The sequence below is a fragment of the Candidatus Paceibacterota bacterium genome, assembly GCA_035583355.1.
Taxonomy (GTDB): domain Bacteria; phylum Patescibacteriota; class Minisyncoccia; order Phycocordibacterales; family UBA6899; genus JAJZQJ01.
Genome location: DATEZQ010000003.1, coordinates 41,867 through 58,002 on the forward strand (window position 1 = coordinate 41,867; position 16,136 = coordinate 58,002).

A 16,136-nucleotide genomic window follows, 5' to 3' on the forward strand; every position below is an offset into this window, starting at 1 on the left:
ATTACCATGGAAAAGATAACTCAAATCTCAATTAATTCCGTACTCTTTGCTCTCGAGGAGAGCGCATATAATAAACTCTCTTTCTATCTCGAAGAAATTCGTTCTGCATTTGCAGATGAGACGGGTGGGCAAGAGATACTCAAAGATATCGAGGCGCGCATCGCAGAACACCTCAAGAATCGCAGTGAAGCGGTTATATCTATAAAGGCAGTTGACGAAGTCATTGCCACCATGGGTACAGTAGCGGAGCTTACCGGACAGACGGAGACAAGTACGTCAAAGGCAAAGAAGGTTACATCAGCATCTGCTCAAGCAGAGCGACGACTCTATCGTGATGAAGATAGGGCGATTCTCGGTGGCGTCTGTGCAGGAATTGCTGCCTATCTTGAAGTAGATCCAACATGGGTACGCATCGCATTTGTCATACTCATGTTCTTTGGTTTTGGACTCATCATACCGATATACATTATTCTTTGGCTTATTGTTCCTCCCGCCTCAACTACTGCAGAGAAATTAGAAATGCACGGCAACCCCGTTACCCTGCACACTATTGTCGACACGGTCAGGGAGCGCGCCCACGATCTCTATGGAGAAAAGTCAGCAAAAGATGGTACAGCGAAAGAGACAACGCACAAGGAAGACAAGGGAGAACATATCAGAATGCGCATCCATACTGTCGCCGCACGAATCGCGCAGGTATGTGGCACAAGCATCCGCATGATAGTCGGCATAGTGCTCTCACTGATCGGCCTCGGAATGATCATCGGATCAGCTGCTGGCACTACCGCACTACTCTCAGTGGACAAAGCAAAGGAAGTCGGCGATTTCATTGCATATGCAAACGCTGCCCCATTTCTCAATATCGCAATCGCTGCACTCGCACTACTCATTGCAATACCAGGACTCTTCATTCTTTTTGGAGGGATAAATGTACTTCGAAGGAAGGCGGTCGTGCAAATTCGCTACGGCCTCGCAATCTTTGGTATCTGGATGCTTGCACTAACCGTTATTGTCATACTTGGTACTCATTTTGGAATTCGCTATGCTGAATTCGCTGGAAAGTCACGCAATAATGTTCAAGTCACGATATCCCAAGGGACACTTGTGCCTCCTCCAGCTCCTCTTCCACCAAGTGGAGATGCTGGGGAAATCACTATTGCTCCTGCATTGTAATGTAATAAAAACATCCCTAGGGATGTTTTTATATTGCTATATCAAGCACTTGAAGCGCATTCACAAAATCAAGAGGGAGCGGTGCGACAAACTCCATTAGGGCATTCTTTGTGGGATGCCTAACCGCAAGTCGCTCTGCGTGCAATGCAAGATGCTCCATTCCAAGAGCTGCAGCCGTCCCATAACGGGAATCTGCAATAATAGGAAATCCTTCTGCTTTTGCATGTACACGAAGCTGGTGCGTACGGCCAGTCTTTGGAGCAAATCGTACTAGACTATATGTCTTTCCTTCAGCGACACCAACTCCAATCAGTGAATAATCTGTATGCGCGGATCGTAATGTTCCTCGCGCAAATGGCGGCACCGTCCACTCTCGATAGTCCGTACGGTTACGACCAATTGGATGTACTATGCTACCAGTCTTTTCCTTAGGAGCGCCCTCGCAGATTGCGAGATATTGTTTTGTCACCTCTCGCGCAATGAATTGCTGCTGGAGAGGCCAAAATGCGGCATCTGTTTTTGCAATGAGCACCACACCACTCGTCTCCCTATCAAGGCGGTGCACGATGCCTGCGCGAGGTGCATAGCGACCACTATCGAGGGTATGGAGGCCTCCAATGTCAGTATTCCCCGGATAGCGCGCAAGCACCCAATCAGTGAGCGAGGGCTCCTCGGTGCGACCATCACTATGCACTACAAGACCCGCAGGCTTATTGACTGCGAGCAATGCGTCATCTTCATAGATTATTTCCACAGAGGGAATCATGGAGATACTATAGCGTAGAATACGGAATAGGAAAAGAAAAGCGCCTCAGCGCTATTCTTTTCCTAAAATCACGCAAATTACGTGCACACGTTTCGATACTAATACATACTCGAAAGGTTTTCCTTAATCTTCTCGAGTCTTTTCTCTTCTAATTTTTTTCTAAAAAGCTCGATGAGGGTATCACGTTCATTCCCCAAGGTACCAAGATTTACCTCCAGCAATGCAACGATTTGATTTACTTCTTTTTCTAATTCTTCGTTACTCATACTCGTTTATTAGACATACTCTGGGTAAACCTCAGCGTAATTTGGCAAATCGAGTATCTTTATCGCGGAGGAGGGTATGTTTTTACCCACCTGAACGTCAACTCCTCCCCCAGAACCCTTTAACATAGATATGGCACTGCTAAGATTGAATGCTTCAGGTGCCTCACCAAGCATTTTTGCATAATCTTCAAATGTTCCTGTTTCCTTATATTGCTCAATGAAACTTCTTTCAATGACTGCAACATTGAGAGTGCTATTATTTCCTGCGAACTTTTCCCAGTATTTCTCAAAAAAATTGAGAATCTGCATTTTCTCACCTTCGCTAATGTTTGGATGCCGCCTCCCCTCCTTGATATCTGCATCTGATGCAGACATCATATCATTACAAAGATTTTCAACGTTCTCACGTGCCACAGCATAATCTCGCAAATAATATGCCTTCTTTCTATTTCCTTCATTTGGGACATGGAAACCACCGGAAACAAATTGACTAAACCATTCAGGGGAACCGGCGGCATACTGCAATACATCACGTGGAGTAGAAGCAACAGAAGTTTTACTTTCTGAATTTATCCCAGCCCAACCAAGCAACATATTGTGCCCCGCCTTGCGACCGATAGTAGCAATCTTATTGAGGTCTTCCCAGTCCCATGCGCGCTTATTTATTGCGATACCGTCCTCCGCAATACTTTCCTTAAATGCACCATTAAATGCATGGAAATAATACCCCTCATTCACATAATGATCTCTAAAAAAATTAAAAACTTTCGACTTTCCTTCCAATGAACCCACGTCGTTGATGTTTAATTTCTCGGCAATCTTTTTTATGAGAATTTCATTTACCCGTGCATCTTCCATTGCACTAGATAACCCTTCACCTTTTAATCCAAGTGATTTCACGTCTTCAATGAATCCTTGGGCTCCTGCAGGGTCCTTAAATAAGGTCATATATTCGAGCGTGTAGCCAACCACTCTTCCCCTCACCGTTGGACCAAATTCACTGAGACTTGAGGTAAACTCATTCGATTTAAGGAACTTCGAGATTTCTGGCCATTCCACCGACTTCTGCTTCTCCTGCGTCACTGAAGCATCAGGAACATTCCTTTCTTCACTGTTTTTCAGGTGATTACTTTCGCTATGCTGCCCACTGGCCGTGTCGACTCCTTCCGCACTTTCACGTACTCTATCTCCACCATCTTTTGGAGTAGCCCCATCACTCTTACTGCCTTCATTTTCTTGCACTGATTCCACTTGAGGAATATGAACAACCGTTCGTTCCATCTCATCAATCGGAGCGACGAAAGATGACTCTACTGAGGTTCTCAAGTCTGGATTCGAAGAGTAAAATTCTTCACTAGGAATATCTTTAAGAAGAGTCTCCCCAGTTATAGGGTCAACTTTTGTAACAACCACATACCCTTCTGGTGCGTTCTCTTTAATGCTCCAGTCTGACTCAATATCTCCATTTGTCCTTATGACTTTGATAGACGAAGAATTACCCTCGAGTGGACCCGAGGAAGTCTCTTGCTTAATCAAATTCTCCACCACCCCACGAAGGCCTCCTGCGCTTGTAACATAATCAATTTTTGTAGGATCTTCTCGAACCATTGTTATTATTCCCCTCAGTTCTTCCGAGGAATACGATTTTTGAGAACCTTGGATTCCACCCACTTCATCCAACTCCCTATACAGATCCTGAAAGTTTTTTGCAGAAGAAAGTTTACTTGAGAGTTGGTTTCTAAATTTCGCATACATGCGCTCTACAGAATCGGCAATGCTCTTTTTCGCATCCGCAACCAAACCCTCGGCAGTCTTATCTATTTCCTGCAATCGAGCACTTGTACCGAGCTCTGAGTTTATCGCACCTACTTCGTCAGGCTGAAGTCCACTTGTCTCGATGATATGCGTCATCGAAGCAGTGCTAACGGAATGAAAATCTGCTTCCTTCTGAGTGAGAATATGTAATGCGTGCTCGCCTATTTCCTCAGGCGAACTCTCGCTTTCTATTTTTTTATCAATAGATTCTATTCGCTGATGATGTGATTCGTGCTGCTCGGCATGGGCTTCGTTAGACATAATCAAATTATACGGGCACTTATGCGCATTGCAACTGGTTCAAATACAAACAATTGTACTCGCGGAGTTTGGGTTTAAAAGAAAAGAGCATTTGTGTGCTCCTTCCTTAGATTGTCTCTCCGCTAGGTAATCGAAAGAACTTTTCTCGCGCACCCCAGAGGAATATAGGGCCCTTGCTAGGATATCTCACGTCGCCTGGCTCGCGCACCCTACAGGGTCCCGCACGGCCAGGCTCGTCTATTTCATTACATGAACGGTACACCTTTTGGATCTTTTGTTTCAATGACTCACAAAAGTTCTCAAAAGGTCTTGCGCTCTCGCTCCCATATGAATGGGACCCATGAGCGAGAGCTCACCCACGGTTCTCGACGCTCGAAGACTCACTGCTCTCCTCCGCAGGAGAGGTGCCCCTCTCCTGACACCTCTCCGTTCGATTCTTAGCAGAGGGAAAGAAAAAGCGCCAAGGCGCTTTTTCTTTAATGGTCCCTCTGCTAAGAATCGAACTTAGATCTAGAACTTAGAAGGTTCTTGTTCTATCCATTGAACTACAGAGAGTTTATATTGTTCGCCCAGCATAACCCAATTTGCTTTTTTTCGCAAAATGGGTTAGATTGTCATAACAAATGCGCCTTTAGCTCAGTTGGTAGAGCAATTCGTTTACACCGAAAAGGTCGGGGGTTCAAGTCCCTCAAGGCGCACAAAAAGACCACCCCAAAGCAAACGCTTTGGGGTGGTTTCTTTTTGCCCGCCTTGAGGGACTTGAAAGGCGGAGGCTGCGAAGCCAGCCGCTAAGGCTTCCCAGCCGAAGCGGCTGTAGCCGAGCCGTGGCGACGACCACTTAGTCTTACGGCGTCTCAAAGAGCGCCCGTAAGGCTTTGTGAGTCGTGCCAAGTCCCAGACTCCGATTCAGTTCGCTCTTGCGCTCAATCAAACAAAAACCCAGAGGGTTTTGTTTGCTTGTGTATTTAATATATCCTATTCCGCACGCGCAGCGTTCCATGAGTCAAAAACCCAAAGGGTTTTTCGACTCCCACTGCATCGCAATTGCATCTAACAAAAAATAACCGTCAGGTTATTTTTTCGTTGTCGTCGCAGTCGTTGTCGCCAAAGGCGTCGTAGTCGCAACTTGAATTGTTGTCGGAGTCTTAATATTCCCACTTATTGGCACCACTTCTGGTGCAGTTGCAAGCACTCTCTCATAATGCTCACTGCGCTGCGCAACATCTTCCTCCACCCTCGCTAACTCTTCTTCGGTAATAGGAATTGACACTGGTTTTACCTTATTAATCACTGCATTCTCGGTGATGCCCCAACTATAGATATACCACCCTCCACCCATAAGCATTGCGAAAATGATGATTGCGGTCACCATCATGATCTTCCATATTGCCTCGACACCAACATGCTCACGTGTTGCCAAGTGCATCCTGCGGAGCACGGAGCTAAGTATTTTTTTATCCATGGCGATAATTATGGCTTATGTGTATGCAAGAGAGTAAAGCGCACATTTGCACGATAGTTCACCCTTGAGACTCCCCCCGACTGAGATGGTGAATCTTCACTTATTGTAATATCACTGATGAATAGCTTAAATGGATATACTTCGAGCGCTGCAATCGCATGGTAGACATTTTTCCACTCACCAATAAAGCTCAGTGAACCTGCAATCGATGATGAATCAGCGGCAACCTCAAGATCACGCACTTCCGCTTTCACTCCAGTAACTCGTCCAATACGCTCAAGATCAGAAATAAGCTGAATCTGATTTTCATCAGTGACTGTAAATGAGAACTCTTGCAAGCTCGCGTCCACTGCAACCGCACGATCAAGCGTCTTTCTCAGCGAAAGAACTTGCTTACTCTTCCTGATCCACGATTGGAATTCCCCACGTGCGGTATCACTTTCTCCCTTGAGTGTCGTAATCGCATCGATTCCGTACCAAACGATTCCCCCAAGGATCACTGCAAGCAGTGCTGCAACGATCAACGTAATATATGTTCGTTTTTGCATACTACTTGAGTGTTACGGTGAGATTATAAGCAATATCCACCTTTCTTGTGATGAAGCTTTCCGCGTAATGCGCCTCTTCTACAAAAGGAAGTTCACGTATGATTTTCTGATACTCAAGGAGTGCTTCTCGAGTCGCCCCAACACCAGAGAGCTGTAGTCCGCCCGCCTCCCCCTTTCGCGAGAACGAGATATTTTTCGTACTCACTCCCACTGGACGTGCCTTCAGGATTTCCCCGATAAGCATTGAAGGAACGTAGCGCGAGATACCAATATCTGAAAGGAAGTTGTGAATATTCGCCGCATGATTCTTCAGTTCATCCTCAACACTACCCTTCCCTGAGACCGTTTGCTGCAACTGTGCAACACCACTCGTTAGTGATGCATGCTGCACACGCACAATTGCATAAGTTGGCACAAGGAGCACTATTGCAAGAAGCTCAAGTGTCGCAACAAGAAAACACCCTGCGATAAAAAGTCGCATTGATTGCTCCCTTTGGAGCGATGCCTTTTCTTGTGTGGGGAGTAAATTCATATTTGATATATATCTCTAGAGAGGCTCATTACGCAATGCGAGGCCAATTGCTGCAGTATATCCATGCGCTGCATGCATCGGGATATCTGGTATATAGTCAGTGAAATCACAAACATTAATCCATGGATTTGCAATAATCATCGGCACACGCACACCTTGTCCGAGATACTCCGTCATGCCCTTCAAATTTGCGCCACCGCCAGTAAGTGCAACGCGTTCAATTGCTGCAACGGTTGCATTACGTGACTGCCAGAATGCAAAGTGTCGTAATATGCGCGAACGCAGATCCTCGAGTACAGGAAGCATTGCATCGCGGAGTGCACCACCCTCAGCAGCACCCACAAGTCCATGTCGTGCTTTGAGTGCCTCAGCCTCAGCAAAAGGTAATCCCAATTTACGCACAATAGCATTCGTCAGTGTATCACCACCAATATCGAGAATTGCTGAGAAGTATACAATCCCATCTCGCACAATAAATACATTCGTAATATCTTTACCTATATCAATACCCATGTATGCACCTCGATCCTTTTTCGTAAACAAAGCGCGCGCCATTGCGTGTGACTGAAATTCAAAACTCTTTGGAGTGATTCCCGTATCTCTGAATATTTCAAGATATTGGTCAACAATCTTTCGAGGCAGCACGCTTGCGATTACTGACGTTGTATCGTCATTGTCAGAATCAGTGATGACATAGTCGTAAATCGCTTCATTTGGGGGCACGGGTACATATTCTTCAAGATGCACCTCAACCGCGGTACTTACATCACGCAGGGGCACGCGAGGAAATTCCATATGAGCAAGAAATGCCTGCTCCTCAGGAAGGGCAATATTGGCCATATTCAAATGATGCTCATGTGCAAGCTCTCCAATGACTTTTGAGAGTGCCAGTGGGTCGTGAATCGTTCCGCCCTGTACTATTCCTCCGAGCAGCGCAGCTTCCCCAAAACGTGCAACCTTAAAATGGCCACGATATGGCTCAAGCTCAACGAAACGTACACTGTCGGAAGATATGTCGAGTCCGACGGCAGGCATCGTCAAAAACTTTGGTGCGGAAAGAATGGACATTTGTTCATATTATAACACATGAGACAAAGGGAATACGGGGATGAGGAAATGAGTAAATGCACAACAAACATATAGCTCAAACAATATTTCGTGTCGCTCCATTCATGCTATACTCTTTGCATGGAAAATGAAAATCCCTCAACAAGCACAGAACAAGGAACTGCTCCTCAAGTAGCACTTGAAGTCGCCCCCGCTCCTGTCTATGCAACGATCGATGACTTCGCGAAGATCGAAATCAAGATCGGCACGATCCTTACTGCAGAATTCATCGAAGGCGCAGACAAACTCCTTCGTCTTACCATTGATTTCGGTGAAGCAGAACCCCGCCAAATCCTCTCAGGGATTCGCAAATACTACACACCCGAAGAACTTGTCGGCAAACAATGTCCTTTTGTCGTGAATCTCGCACCACGCACAATGAAAGGTCTCACCAGTTATGGAATGATTCTTGCAGCACGCACAGGAGATGATAAACTCGCACTCCTTCACCCAAACATCCCTACTGATGTCGGCGCGCACGTCGGATAAATTAAAAAGACCTCAATGGTCTTTTTATTATGGAATGAAATTTGGCTCAGGCAAAAGTGTAACGCTGAACATATTATAAACTGCTCCACTTATAGCAGAAATTGCATCAGCTACTTCTGCTGCCGATGCTTTTCCATTTGTTTCAAGCACGAGCGCATGCTTTGATGAGACAGAAACATTACCCCACGTTTTTCCTTTCAAACCCGCTTGCTCAATGAGCCATGCAGCGGAAAGCTTCATTCCATCTCCAGATTGAAACTGTGGCATTTCCTTATACTGCTCATGCAACTTCTCTGCTATTATTTTCTCAATTACAGGATTCTTAAAGAAGGAACCGCAATTGGGATGTGCGATATAATCAGGGAGCTTCTGTTTGCGGATAGCACGAATTTGATCGCCTACCTCTTTTGGAGTTATCGCGCTTTCGCTCTTCTCGACTACCTCCTTAGGGAGTGCACGCCTTCTCTTCTGGTGTAACCAAAAACGTACCCGGAGAATAATGTACCGATCACGTTCAACGCCATTAAAAATACTTGAACGGTAACCAAAACCACAGAGGCGTGCGGGGATTCCTCTTATCTCTTTATTCTTACGGTCATACACCTCAACAGCTTCAATACTGTCCGCTGCCTCCGTGCCATACGCCCCAATATTCTGTATTGGTGCCGCTCCCGCAGTACCAGGAATTCCTGCGAGCGCTTCAATGCCCCAAACACCCTCCGCTGCGGCGCGGTCAACAACTGCGTCCCAATCCTCGCCCGCACCCACCGTAAGCACCTTTCCTTCAATAACTGATGGCTGCACAGAAATACCTTTTATTCCAACACGAAGCAGTACGAGATCATCATGCTTTCCATCACCAAAATAAGTGTTCATGCCAGCTCCGATAACATAAACCCGAGATCCCATTTTTGCTATTTCATCCAGAGCCTTCACCACATCTTCGTCAGAGGAAACAGCATAGAGCCCTCGAGCAGTGCCACCCACGCGCAATGCGGAATATTCGTTGAGTGCAATATCTGGGATAAACTCCATAGGGACAGTATATCATATATGATATACTCATAGAATGAATGAACAGGAAAAAATAGGTATTTTCATCCGAAGTATTCGCGAAGCCCGAGGGATGACACAGGCTGATTTCGCAAAGGCACTGAAGACTAGCCAAAGTGCTGTCGCACGTATGGAAAAAGGCGGACAGAATTTTACCACAAGCGCGCTTGAGAATATCAGCAATATTCTTGGACGAAAGATTATTGAAGTGACCGAATCACTCGACTTCCGCATCGAGGGCGGACACAAGCTCCATGGAAGCGTTGCAACGAATGCATCGAAAAACGGAGCGATGGGACTACTCTCTGCAGCGCTTCTGAATCGTGCACCAACGATACTCCACGGTATCCCGCGCATAGAAGAAGCGAATCGCTACATCGAATTCCTCACAAGCTTAGGCATTAAGATTGAGTGGATCGGACCAAACAGTATTCGTTTCACTCCTCCAAAGAAACTTGCACTTGAAAAAATGGACAAGGAGGCGGCAAGCCGCATCCGTTCCTCGATTATGCTCATCGGCTCGCTTATACATTTAGAGCCAAGCTTCGCCCTCCCCCACGCTGGTGGATGCAAAATGGGCAATCGCACCATCGCCGCACATCGCCACGGACTCGAAGAACTCGGAGCAAAGATAGTCACCAAGGATACCCATTACGCCATCACCGCAAAGAAGCTCCACCCTGCGGACATCGTGCTTTACGAGGCAAGTGATACCGCTGCAGAAAATCTCCTTATTGCCGCAGCACGTATTCCAGGCAAGACCACTATCTCATTTGCAACAAGCAACTACATGGTCCAAGAAGTTTGCTTCTTTCTCGAGAAGCTCGGGGTAAAGATCGAAGGTATCGGGACCAGCACCCTCACGGTGCATGGAGTGAAAGAAATTAATACTCCAATCGAATACCACAACAGCGAAGACCCTATTGAGTCGATGATGTTCCTCACCGCGGCTATCGTCACGAATTCGAAACTCACCGTCACGCGTTGCCCTATCGACTTTCTTGCGCTTGAAATGCAAAAGCTCAAAGCGATGGGACTCAAATACAGCACTTCAAAAGTCTATCTCGCACACAACGGACACACGAAACTTGTTGATATCACCGTGCATCCAAGCAAACTCGTAACTGCGGGAGACAAAATTCATGCACAGCCCTACCCTGGTATCAACACTGATAACCTCCCCTTCTTCGTTCCCATTGCAACACAGGCGCTTGGTACGACACTTATCCATGATTGGATGTGGGAGAACCGTGCGATCTACTTCACCGAGCTCAACCGCCTCGGCGCGAACATCACTCTCGCTGACCCTCATCGTGCATTTGTGACAGGTCCGACCAAGCTCAAAGCAGCACAGATTGTCTGCCCTCCCGCATTGCGCCCTGCGATGATTATTCTCATCGCAATGCTCGCCGCAGAGGGTACTTCAATCCTCCGCAATGTTTACTCCATCAATCGTGGATACGAGGAGATTGCAAAGCGACTCAATACTATCGGGGCAAAAATTGAGGTCATCCATAATTAAAAAACACCGCTTGGTGTTTTTTAATCCCACAATTTCGCTGCTTGGTGTGGAACACCAAGATACTCCTCGAGTGAATAGACCATATCTTCATCACCGTCAGGATTCTGCTGCTTTTGCTTGAGGAGCCATTCGAGATAACCACGATCTTCCTTCAAGATATCTGCGAGTTTCTTGCCTGCATACTTCCCGAAACGAATAGTGCGAACAAGTGATGGCTTCAAAGAAATCGCAATCATCTCCTTAATAGCATCCTCCTCAGAACCCTTCTCCTTCACCATCTTTGCAAGCAATCGCTCAAAGAGTTGTTCAAGTACAACGACGTCACCCCAGGCATCATGTGCATTGATACCCTCGACCTCGATGCCGAGAAAATAGCGGAGATACTGCAAGCGATAACTTGGAATCTTGTCTTCAGGATCAAGCGCACGCGCAACCTTCATCGTACAAATAAACTTAGGCACTGCAATATCCTCTTTCTTCAAAATCGCAATATCAAATGCCGCATTATGCGCAACTGATATCGTATCGCTCGCCTCAAAGAGAGCCTTGGTCTTTATATACTCAGGCGCATCCTTGAAGAGTGGCCTGTCACCAATGATCTTCGGGGTAATATGATGCACTGCCATCGACTCAAAAGAAATTGGTGTTGGTGGTGCATACATTGCATTCAAGACCGGCTGCTCAACACCACGCTCCTTGATGCCAAGCTGGATCAAACGTCCTTTTGTAACATCATCAGTAGTTTCTGTATCAAAGAAAATAATCATGTATTTTGAAATTAATAGTCAATGTCCTCATCTGGATCACCATTGCCATCTGACCCGCTGTAACTCGGGTTCACTCCATCAAGGTAGCTCTGCAGAATCAGAGTTGCGGCCGAGGCATCATTCATCGCATTATCTCCTTGAATATGTGCAGCTTGCACAGAAGTATAAGCTTCGAGACGATAGTAGAGCGGGGCTCCCGATTCCATGGCGAGTGCTTCGCAAAATGGTTTTGCCTTTTGCATAATAGGATTTTCTACTCCGTCACGGTTACGGGAATCCCCCGCTACGATAACTCCTACATTCTCCTTTTTCATCAGTGCAAGAATTTCATCCTTAGCGGTATTCGTATTCTGGACGATCGAGTGCGGAAACGCCATTCTCCCCGAGGAGTCAGACAGCGAAATTCCTATACGTTTTGAGCCAAAATCAATGCCGAGATATCTCATGGGATTATCATAGCACGCCCCATATTATCCGCCACGGTATTGCAAATTAGTAAATATTTGGTAGTATGCACTAATCGCGGTAAGGAAACCGAGATGCAATTACAAGGCAGATGCCTAGCAATTGGAGTTTGGTTTGTGGAGGCAAAGCCTCCTCATATAACAATTTGGAGATGTGGCTGAGCGGTTTAAGGCACCTGTCTTGAAAACAGACGCTCCTACGGGGGCCGTGAGTTCGAATCTCACCATCTCCGCCAAAACAAAAAGCGAACACGAAAGTGTTCGTCTTTTTGTTATTTGGCGGAGATGGTGAGATTCGAACGGATAGGGGTCGGGAAAGGAGGCCCTTTCCCGTCTAGGAGAGCAGGACTTCCTCTTCCCTGAAGAGGAAGTCCGTCGAGAACCGTGGGTTCTCGAAACCGAAGGCCGCGCGAGGCTCCTCCGGAGTGCGCGAGCCGTAGGTTGTTCAATTCTCCCATTTCCGCGCTCAAAACGCTTTGGGATTAACTAAAATTTATGAATTGAGTTTCCCGGAAACAGAAGATTTATCTGCTATTTTTTGTTAAGATATAATCATGGAAGAGAAAAGAACTCTTGATGAAATAATAGAAAATATTCCAATCATGAAGGAACTAGAATTAAATTCTAGAAATTGTGGGAAGAGTAGATATCCCAGAAGTGCCTATTCTCTAACAACATATTCTATAAAATTGCAATATCTCAATAATTCCATTAATTATTGTAAAGATATCGGAGATTACTATTCTCTTTGTGTACTTTTTAGGTCATTACTTGAACACTATTTCAGGCATCTATATATCTATACTAGGGCTTTAAAAGAAAATAGTGATGATGTTGGAATTGAATACTACGGAAAATTAAACGGTCACGAAGATTTATGCTCCTTAAGGAGTAATATCTCACTGAATACAAAACTGACTGGAATAAAATCTATTTTAAGTTTGGGTGGTGAACAAAATAAAAGTTTAGATGATATAGCTCAAAACTTTAAAATTAATAATATTCTTTCTTATATAAACGAAAACATTGGGGAAAATAGTGAGCTACGGGAAACATCAAAAGATTCCTTAAATAGATATTCTCGGCTGTACTCAACATTATCATCATTTGTTCATGGTGGCCCTTACGCTGAAAAGTACATGGGGTTGTATTCAAAAAATAATACTAGTAAAGATAAGGATATAGAATTTCTTTCTGATGAAACAAATTCATTAACAAACCAAGCAAGGGAAAATACATCTCTATTTATAGAGATAACAACAGAAAAAACTTAGACTCCCTTGCCCCATAAAGTAGATCAGTAAAATCCAAAAATACCCTTGCGGTGCCAACATTCGTAAGCACTTAACTCATCATCTCGAAGAGATTACAAAACAACGACACCCTTGTGTCGCTGTTTTCCTGTCTATTCATGCATCAACTTATACTCCTTCCAGAAATATCTCTTACTCATCCTGAACACTCCATACGCAATAAAGTACGCCGCGAACACATCGATCGAATAGTGGAGATGTCCGAACAACACTGTCGCCGCCATGAGCATACTGAACCCTATAAATAGATTCCTAAGCCATGGCGTCTTCCAGAACATTAGTGCAAGGAGAAATGGATATCCCGTATGCCCTGAGAAGAACATGTCGGTTCCCGAACTGACTGAGAACAATGCTTCTGCAGCCTGATTCGCCGCCGTATTCGCCCCCGAGAAATAATGATAATACTGGATGTTTGGCGGAGCCACATGGGTGAGCACCATGAAGAACGAGCGAATAAGGAAGAACATCGCCGTCACTTCGAGACCGAATGGGAGCTTACGTGGATCAAAAAATGCAATAATCGTAGGGATGATGGTCAGGAATGCAATCCCACCAAAGAAGAGCACTTCAACATTGAGTGTCGGAATGTGATCGAGAATCAAATCTTTGACGACAATGCCTCCCGTTGTCTGTGTATAGTCATACGCGGTCATCGTTGCATACACGCTGAGTGCGAACAAGGCAATACTCAACGTAATATTCCAAAAGATACCCTTATCATGCGAGATGACCCGATAGTGTTCACGTAATCTATCCATAATCCCACTCATTATATTATGAATCATCGTGAAACACTAATAGGTATTTGGTTTATTTCCTCTATCATCTGATGAAACTTACGCAAACGTATATTGCCTCAAACTCATTTTTTTGCTAGTGTAGGGAACTATGAAAACAAAGACTGCTGTGATCTCCCTATTACTGATCATCGCATTAGTTGGACTTCTTTATGTACTTGTGATCGCTTACCGAAGTGCACGAGAGAGGTCAGGGCTCCAAAAACTTGTTGAAACAACTCAACCTGATATCACTTCAGAAAATGGAATGTATGGCTATTACCGTATCTATACGGGCATGCTCCTTTGCAGTGATTGTGATAGCGTCGCCGCACGCATCATCCTAAAATCAGAACATGCCACTAGTACTGATGGTGTAGCAACGTTTGAAACGACAAAAATCTATGCTGGCGCAAAACCGGAAAAACTGCCCATTCAAAAGGCCTTATGGACTGTTTTGCAAGGAAACTCAGAAAATTCCGAAGCAAAATATATATCCTTATTTACAGACGACAACACCATTGCTACTTTCGTTATAGATGAGAGCTTAAATAGCGCTATTTGGAAAATCATCGTTGAAGCAACTGCGGAGGGCGAGCCTCTTTCCACAAGCGAGCATCGCATTGGCAAGCTCGTACTCATGTCCGAGGGTAATACAATCATGAAATGATTCACGGCCACAGTAGTGGCTGTGTTTTATTTACCATACCCCTTTCACTTTTGTGTTATTATATATGTATGCAATGGAGCACACCCACCGCACATATTCAGAAAAAAAGTAACGACTGGTTTGCTTCGCTCATCGTGATCACCGGTGCGCTCATTTTTGTCTCCATCCTTACAAGCAATTATATTGTTGCACTGCTTATACTCTCAACTGCCGTTGCTCTCATTATTGCTCATAGTGCACCACATCTCGCACAAAACGTTGAACTGCGCACGGGCGGAATCATCGTTGGAAATACACTTACCCCATGGGACACGCTTGAGTCATTTGCGCTTCAGGAATATTTCGGTATTCCACGCCTCCTCCTCCTCTCAAAAAAGCATTGGATGCCAATCATCTCTATTCCTATTGCTGAAGATGTAAACATTGAAGAGCTCCGCGAAGTGGTTGAGGAAGTCCTTCCCGAGAAAGATATCCACGAACCATTTCTCCATTTGCTCGCAGAGCGATTTGGATTATAAAATACCGCACCAATGGTGCGGTATTGTGTTTCAGATTTCGAAATCGAGTGCAGGGTCAGCATCAAGGATGCGCAACTCTGTAATAAATGAAACCCCGGGTTCTTGTGCAAAGAATGCGGCAATCGCGATCGCGGGGATCTTCGCACGCATGCCTGCAGCGAAATCATCCTCATCAACGATGCCACACGCATAGAGCACGGCGCGGTGAAGCTCCTCCGATTCGAACACTGGGGGCACTTCGCATGCAAGCGAAGGATGGTTCCCACGCTCGGCAATATGCGCGCACAAGAAATCGACCATCGCTGTGGTAGGCAGATCAGCAAGCTTCTCCGCCTGGGTTGTGTAGTGATAGATGAAAGAAATGACCGGCTCCATCTCCAGAGGAGGACCTACAAGTGTCAACACTGTGTGGCAGCCCCCTTCTTGCCCTTCGAGGATCACTGCGTTCTCCTTCACTTCGGTGAAGTATGCGCCGAGGGGGAGAAATGATGTTGCGAGCGCAGCAATCGCCTCGAATGGATGTTCTGCAACGAGCGGTTCGGGTTCAAAATGCTCATCGCCTTCTTGTGAGAAGTTACTGATGATTATCATGAGGACTCCTTATGTGTTCTACTGAAAGGCTAACAAGGAAGAA

General features: G+C 45.5%; 18 protein-coding genes and 3 tRNA genes. 8 read left to right on the forward strand and 13 right to left on the reverse strand.

What is annotated here, in order from left to right:
• Nucleotides 1-6: 6 nt before the first annotated feature.
• Nucleotides 7-1,173, forward strand: coding sequence for a PspC domain-containing protein (locus tag VJ579_01515; GenBank protein HXK37725.1), 1,167 nt, complete (start codon nt 7-9; stop codon nt 1,171-1,173).
• Nucleotides 1,174-1,201: 28 nt separating this feature from the next.
• Here the strand turns inward: VJ579_01515 and VJ579_01520 are convergent, their stop codons facing one another.
• The 4 genes from VJ579_01520 to VJ579_01535 all read right to left on the reverse strand — a co-directional run bounded on the left by VJ579_01520 (nt 1,202) and on the right by VJ579_01535 (nt 4,836).
• On the reverse strand, nt 1,202-1,939 hold the full coding sequence (locus tag VJ579_01520) for an RluA family pseudouridine synthase (protein HXK37726.1): 738 nt from the start codon (nt 1,937-1,939) through the stop codon (nt 1,202-1,204).
• Between the two features lie 98 nt (nt 1,940-2,037).
• Nucleotides 2,038-2,205, reverse strand: a complete 168-nt coding sequence (locus VJ579_01525; protein ID HXK37727.1) for a hypothetical protein — start codon at nt 2,203-2,205, stop codon at nt 2,038-2,040.
• Between the two features lie 9 nt (nt 2,206-2,214).
• Complete coding sequence (locus VJ579_01530) at nt 2,215-4,281, reverse strand: hypothetical protein (GenBank protein ID HXK37728.1); 2,067 nt, start codon at nt 4,279-4,281, stop codon at nt 2,215-2,217.
• A gap of 480 nt (nt 4,282-4,761) precedes the next feature.
• Nucleotides 4,762-4,836, reverse strand: a tRNA-Arg gene (locus VJ579_01535).
• Nucleotides 4,837-4,906: 70 nt separating this feature from the next.
• Between VJ579_01535 and VJ579_01540 the strand changes: the two genes are divergently transcribed.
• Nucleotides 4,907-4,979 (forward strand) — tRNA-Val (locus VJ579_01540).
• A gap of 374 nt (nt 4,980-5,353) precedes the next feature.
• On the opposite strand, the gene VJ579_01545 is transcribed toward VJ579_01540, so the two are convergent.
• Genes VJ579_01545 through pilM form a run of 4 tightly spaced genes read right to left on the reverse strand, consistent with a single transcriptional unit; the run spans nt 5,354 to nt 7,891 of the window.
• On the reverse strand, nt 5,354-5,743 hold the full coding sequence (locus tag VJ579_01545; GenBank protein ID HXK37729.1) for a hypothetical protein: 390 nt from the start codon (nt 5,741-5,743) through the stop codon (nt 5,354-5,356).
• Nucleotides 5,744-5,751: 8 nt separating this feature from the next.
• Entirely contained in the window at nt 5,752-6,291 is a 540-nt protein-coding gene (locus VJ579_01550) for a hypothetical protein (protein ID HXK37730.1), read from the reverse strand.
• A gap of 1 nt (nt 6,292) precedes the next feature.
• Nucleotides 6,293-6,823, reverse strand: coding sequence for a hypothetical protein (locus VJ579_01555; GenBank protein HXK37731.1), 531 nt, complete (start codon nt 6,821-6,823; stop codon nt 6,293-6,295).
• Nucleotides 6,824-6,838: 15 nt separating this feature from the next.
• Nucleotides 6,839-7,891 carry a type IV pilus assembly protein PilM gene (gene pilM / locus VJ579_01560; protein ID HXK37732.1) on the reverse strand — a complete coding sequence of 351 codons (1,053 nt, stop codon included), beginning with the start codon at nt 7,889-7,891 and terminating at the stop codon, nt 6,839-6,841.
• A gap of 120 nt (nt 7,892-8,011) precedes the next feature.
• On the opposite strand from pilM, the gene metG reads away from it, so the two are divergent.
• Nucleotides 8,012-8,419, forward strand: a complete 408-nt coding sequence (gene metG, locus VJ579_01565) for a methionine--tRNA ligase subunit beta (protein ID HXK37733.1) — start codon at nt 8,012-8,014, stop codon at nt 8,417-8,419.
• A gap of 27 nt (nt 8,420-8,446) precedes the next feature.
• Here metG and murB read toward each other — a convergent pair whose 3' ends face one another.
• Complete coding sequence (gene murB / locus VJ579_01570; GenBank protein ID HXK37734.1) at nt 8,447-9,454, reverse strand: UDP-N-acetylmuramate dehydrogenase; 1,008 nt, start codon at nt 9,452-9,454, stop codon at nt 8,447-8,449.
• Between the two features lie 34 nt (nt 9,455-9,488).
• Between murB and VJ579_01575 the strand changes: the two genes are divergently transcribed.
• The gene (locus tag VJ579_01575; GenBank protein HXK37735.1) at nt 9,489-10,994 is read left to right on the forward strand and encodes a UDP-N-acetylglucosamine 1-carboxyvinyltransferase; all 1,506 of its coding nucleotides are present in this window, start codon (nt 9,489-9,491) and stop codon (nt 10,992-10,994) included.
• 20 nt (nt 10,995-11,014) lie between these two features.
• Here the strand turns inward: VJ579_01575 and VJ579_01580 are convergent, their stop codons facing one another.
• Both VJ579_01580 and ruvX read right to left on the reverse strand, forming a co-directional pair.
• The gene (locus VJ579_01580) at nt 11,015-11,761 is read right to left on the reverse strand and encodes an exonuclease domain-containing protein (GenBank protein HXK37736.1); all 747 of its coding nucleotides are present in this window, start codon (nt 11,759-11,761) and stop codon (nt 11,015-11,017) included.
• Between the two features lie 11 nt (nt 11,762-11,772).
• On the reverse strand, nt 11,773-12,207 hold the full coding sequence (ruvX, locus tag VJ579_01585) for a Holliday junction resolvase RuvX (protein HXK37737.1): 435 nt from the start codon (nt 12,205-12,207) through the stop codon (nt 11,773-11,775).
• A 166-nt stretch (nt 12,208-12,373) separates the two neighbouring features.
• Here ruvX and VJ579_01590 point away from each other — a divergent pair.
• Nucleotides 12,374-12,461, forward strand: a tRNA-Ser gene (locus VJ579_01590).
• 318 nt (nt 12,462-12,779) lie between these two features.
• Complete coding sequence (locus VJ579_01595) at nt 12,780-13,499, forward strand: hypothetical protein (GenBank protein ID HXK37738.1); 720 nt, start codon at nt 12,780-12,782, stop codon at nt 13,497-13,499.
• 131 nt (nt 13,500-13,630) lie between these two features.
• Here the strand turns inward: VJ579_01595 and VJ579_01600 are convergent, their stop codons facing one another.
• Nucleotides 13,631-14,296, reverse strand: coding sequence for a phosphatase PAP2-related protein (locus VJ579_01600; protein ID HXK37739.1), 666 nt, complete (start codon nt 14,294-14,296; stop codon nt 13,631-13,633).
• A 130-nt stretch (nt 14,297-14,426) separates the two neighbouring features.
• On the opposite strand from VJ579_01600, the gene VJ579_01605 reads away from it, so the two are divergent.
• Together VJ579_01605 and VJ579_01610 are read left to right on the forward strand one after the other, a co-directional pair.
• Nucleotides 14,427-14,984, forward strand: a complete 558-nt coding sequence (locus tag VJ579_01605) for a hypothetical protein (protein HXK37740.1) — start codon at nt 14,427-14,429, stop codon at nt 14,982-14,984.
• Between the two features lie 68 nt (nt 14,985-15,052).
• A complete protein-coding gene (locus VJ579_01610) occupies nt 15,053-15,502 on the forward strand; it encodes a hypothetical protein (protein ID HXK37741.1) in 450 nt (149 codons plus the stop codon).
• A 30-nt stretch (nt 15,503-15,532) separates the two neighbouring features.
• On the opposite strand, the gene VJ579_01615 is transcribed toward VJ579_01610, so the two are convergent.
• Nucleotides 15,533-16,093: a hypothetical protein gene (locus VJ579_01615; protein ID HXK37742.1), complete on the reverse strand. Its 561-nt coding sequence runs from the start codon at nt 16,091-16,093 to the stop codon at nt 15,533-15,535.
• Between the last annotated feature and the right edge of the window lie 43 nt (nt 16,094-16,136).

What these genes read in the sequence shown, in the direction of transcription:
- VJ579_01580 (HXK37736.1), bottom strand. Translation starts at nt 11,761, where the DNA reads ATGATTATTTTCTTTGATACAGAAACTACTGATGATGTTACAAAAGGA.
- VJ579_01575 (HXK37735.1), top strand. Translation starts at nt 9,489, where the DNA reads ATGAATGAACAGGAAAAAATAGGTATTTTCATCCGAAGTATTCGCGAA.
- pilM (HXK37732.1), bottom strand. Translation starts at nt 7,891, where the DNA reads ATGTCCATTCTTTCCGCACCAAAGTTTTTGACGATGCCTGCCGTCGGA.
- VJ579_01605 (HXK37740.1), top strand. Translation starts at nt 14,427, where the DNA reads ATGAAAACAAAGACTGCTGTGATCTCCCTATTACTGATCATCGCATTA.
- VJ579_01545 (HXK37729.1), bottom strand. Translation starts at nt 5,743, where the DNA reads ATGGATAAAAAAATACTTAGCTCCGTGCTCCGCAGGATGCACTTGGCA.
- VJ579_01595 (HXK37738.1), top strand. Translation starts at nt 12,780, where the DNA reads ATGGAAGAGAAAAGAACTCTTGATGAAATAATAGAAAATATTCCAATC.
- VJ579_01530 (HXK37728.1), bottom strand. Translation starts at nt 4,281, where the DNA reads ATGTCTAACGAAGCCCATGCCGAGCAGCACGAATCACATCATCAGCGA.
- metG (HXK37733.1), top strand. Translation starts at nt 8,012, where the DNA reads ATGGAAAATGAAAATCCCTCAACAAGCACAGAACAAGGAACTGCTCCT.
- VJ579_01550 (HXK37730.1), bottom strand. Translation starts at nt 6,291, where the DNA reads ATGCAAAAACGAACATATATTACGTTGATCGTTGCAGCACTGCTTGCA.
- VJ579_01615 (HXK37742.1), bottom strand. Translation starts at nt 16,093, where the DNA reads ATGATAATCATCAGTAACTTCTCACAAGAAGGCGATGAGCATTTTGAA.
- VJ579_01520 (HXK37726.1), bottom strand. Translation starts at nt 1,939, where the DNA reads ATGATTCCCTCTGTGGAAATAATCTATGAAGATGACGCATTGCTCGCA.
- VJ579_01600 (HXK37739.1), bottom strand. Translation starts at nt 14,296, where the DNA reads ATGGATAGATTACGTGAACACTATCGGGTCATCTCGCATGATAAGGGT.
- murB (HXK37734.1), bottom strand. Translation starts at nt 9,454, where the DNA reads ATGGAGTTTATCCCAGATATTGCACTCAACGAATATTCCGCATTGCGC.
- VJ579_01525 (HXK37727.1), bottom strand. Translation starts at nt 2,205, where the DNA reads ATGAGTAACGAAGAATTAGAAAAAGAAGTAAATCAAATCGTTGCATTG.
- ruvX (HXK37737.1), bottom strand. Translation starts at nt 12,207, where the DNA reads ATGAGATATCTCGGCATTGATTTTGGCTCAAAACGTATAGGAATTTCG.
- VJ579_01515 (HXK37725.1), top strand. Translation starts at nt 7, where the DNA reads ATGGAAAAGATAACTCAAATCTCAATTAATTCCGTACTCTTTGCTCTC.
- VJ579_01610 (HXK37741.1), top strand. Translation starts at nt 15,053, where the DNA reads ATGCAATGGAGCACACCCACCGCACATATTCAGAAAAAAAGTAACGAC.
- VJ579_01555 (HXK37731.1), bottom strand. Translation starts at nt 6,823, where the DNA reads ATGAATTTACTCCCCACACAAGAAAAGGCATCGCTCCAAAGGGAGCAA.